The 2,467-nt window shown below is 45.0% G+C and carries 1 protein-coding gene; it reads left to right on the top strand.

Going from position 1 to position 2,467, the window contains the following annotated elements; genetic code table 11:
- Positions 1-10 precede the first annotated feature (10 nt).
- On the top strand, positions 11-2,467 hold a 2,457-nt coding region (locus tag VIM91_RS00095), incomplete at its 3' end, for an efflux RND transporter permease subunit (RefSeq protein WP_331862809.1).

Raw genomic sequence — 2,467 nt, 5'->3', positions numbered from 1 at the left:
GGCAAGACAGATTGTAAGTGAACGTATTCCAATGGTTCGCGAGAACCTGCCGGATGGCGTAGGAGCACCAACAATGGCACCTATTTCTTCAATTATGGGGGAAGTTATGCTGCTGGGAGTGACATCAGACAGTCTGAGCCCGATGGAACTAAGAACCTTATCAGACTGGCAGATCCGTCCGCGGATAAAGGCTATTGGAGGGATCGCCAACGTAGTTGTGATAGGTGGCGATTACAAACAATACCAGATTTTCGCCGATCCCGGTAAGATGAAATATTACAACGTAAGCCTTGCTGAACTGACTGAAAAGGTGAAGGAGGCGAACACCAACGCTCCGGGTGGTTTTTTAAATCAGTACGGAAATCAATATATCATAAAAGGTAGCGGAAGGGCTTATGCGGTAGAAGACCTGGAGGAAGCCGTGGTGAAACAGGTGAACGGCCAGAGCATCAAGATCAAGGATGTAGCAAATGTGAAAATAGGTGCTGCTGACAAGATCGGGGATGGTTCCCTCAATGGAAATCCCGCAGTTATTCTCACCATCGCAAAACAGCCCGATGTCAATACCCTGCAGCTCACAGAACGCCTGGATGAAGCCATCGCCGAACTGGAAACCAGTTTACCAAAAAGCGTGGAGATCAAAAGTCAGATCTTCCGTCAGGCAGATTTCATTGATGCTTCCATTAGTAATCTGAATATGACCCTGCTTGAAGGAGCCTTTTTTGTGGTCATCGTATTGTTCATTTTTCTAATGAACTGGCGAACTACATTTATTTCATTGCTGGCCATCCCAATTTCTTTACTGGTATCCATCATTGTTTTAAAATGGTTGGGTTACACCATAAATACGATGAGCCTGGGAGGAATGGCTATCGCTATTGGTGCACTGGTGGATGATGCCATTATCGATGTGGAAAATGTATATAAACGCCTGCGAGAGAATATTCGTAAACCCAAAGCTGAAAGACAAGCTGTTATTAGGGTGGTAAGGGATGCTTCGGTGGAAATAAGAAGTTCAATCATCATTGCTACCCTTATAATCATCGTATCTTTTATACCGTTGTTTTTCCTTGGCGGAATGGAAGGTCGATTGCTGAAACCTCTCGGTATTGCCTTTATTACTTCAGTTTTAACTTCATTAGTGGTGGCAGTAACTGTTACTCCGGTATTATGCTCCTACCTTCTGAAAGATGAAAAAATGCTGAAGAAACAATCTGAAGGAACTCGGGTGGAGAGGTGGTTACAACAACGCTACGCAGCAACTCTGAACCGGGCACTAAAGATCCCGAAAACGATTATTGGAGTGACTGTAATTGCTTTCCTGTTAAGCATCGCCATTTTTACGCAGTTGGGAAGAAGTTTCCTTCCGGAGTTCAATGAGGGTTCGCTGGTGATCAGCGTTGTTGGTCCGCCGGCAATGTCGCTTGAAGAAAGTAATAAGACCGGAAGACAGGTAGAGCAGCTATTACTGGAGATGCCCGAAGTAGATGTAGTTACCCGAAGAACTGGGAGAGCTGAACTGGATGAGCACGCCCAGGGGGTGAATGCCGCCGAGATCGATGTGCCTTTCACTTTGGAAGATAAATCTAAAGAAGAATTCTTTGAAGACGTAAGGGAAAAACTGAGCATTGTGCCCGGGGTAAATATAACGCTGGGACAACCAATCGCTCACCGAATAGACCATATGCTTTCGGGAACAAGGGCAAATATCGCGATCAAGATCTTTGGACCCGATCTGCAACAGCTTTATGAAATAGGTAAAAGTGTTGAGGAGAATATCACACCAATCAACGGACTTGCTGATGTTGCCGTAGATCAACAGATCGAAGTGCCGCAGCTAAAGATTACCCCAAGACGCCAGATATTATCGGCTTATGGGATGACTGTAGGCCAGTTGATGGAACAGGTGGATATTGCCTTTGCCGGTCACGAGGTAGGTGAGATCTATGAAGGGCAGCAGTATTTTGATCTTGTAGTTCGATATGGAGAGAATTTCAGGAATAGCATAGAGAATATCAGAACTGCTTTGATAGGATTACCCAACGGTTCACAGGTGCCATTGGAACAGCTCGCCACAGTTTCCTCGGTAAGTAGTCCAAATACTATTAGCCGGGAAGATGTGCAGCGAAAAATCGTTGTGGCTGCCAATGTGCAGGGACGTGACCTGAGAAGCGCTGTGGAAGAAATCCAGGAAACTGTGAATACTTCGGTAAATATGCCGGAAGGATACCGGGTGGAATACGGCGGACAATTTGAGAGCGAATCAAGAGCCTCTCAAATGCTTTTGCTTACTGCGATTGTTGCCATACTGGTGATTTTCCTGTTATTGTATTTTGAATTTAAAAATGTAAAACTTGCATTCATTGTCCTTATCAACCTGCCCCTGGCACTCATTGGTGGGATTCTTATCGTGTACTTTACTTCAGGAATCGTAAGTATTGCTTCCACGATTGGATTTATCAGTTTA

This window comes from Thiomicrospira sp. (genome assembly GCF_036568485.1).
Classification (GTDB): Bacteria; Pseudomonadota; Gammaproteobacteria; order Thiomicrospirales; family Thiomicrospiraceae; genus Thiomicrospira.
Note: the sequence above shows the minus strand (reverse complement) of the source record. Positions and strands in the feature narration are given on the sequence as shown.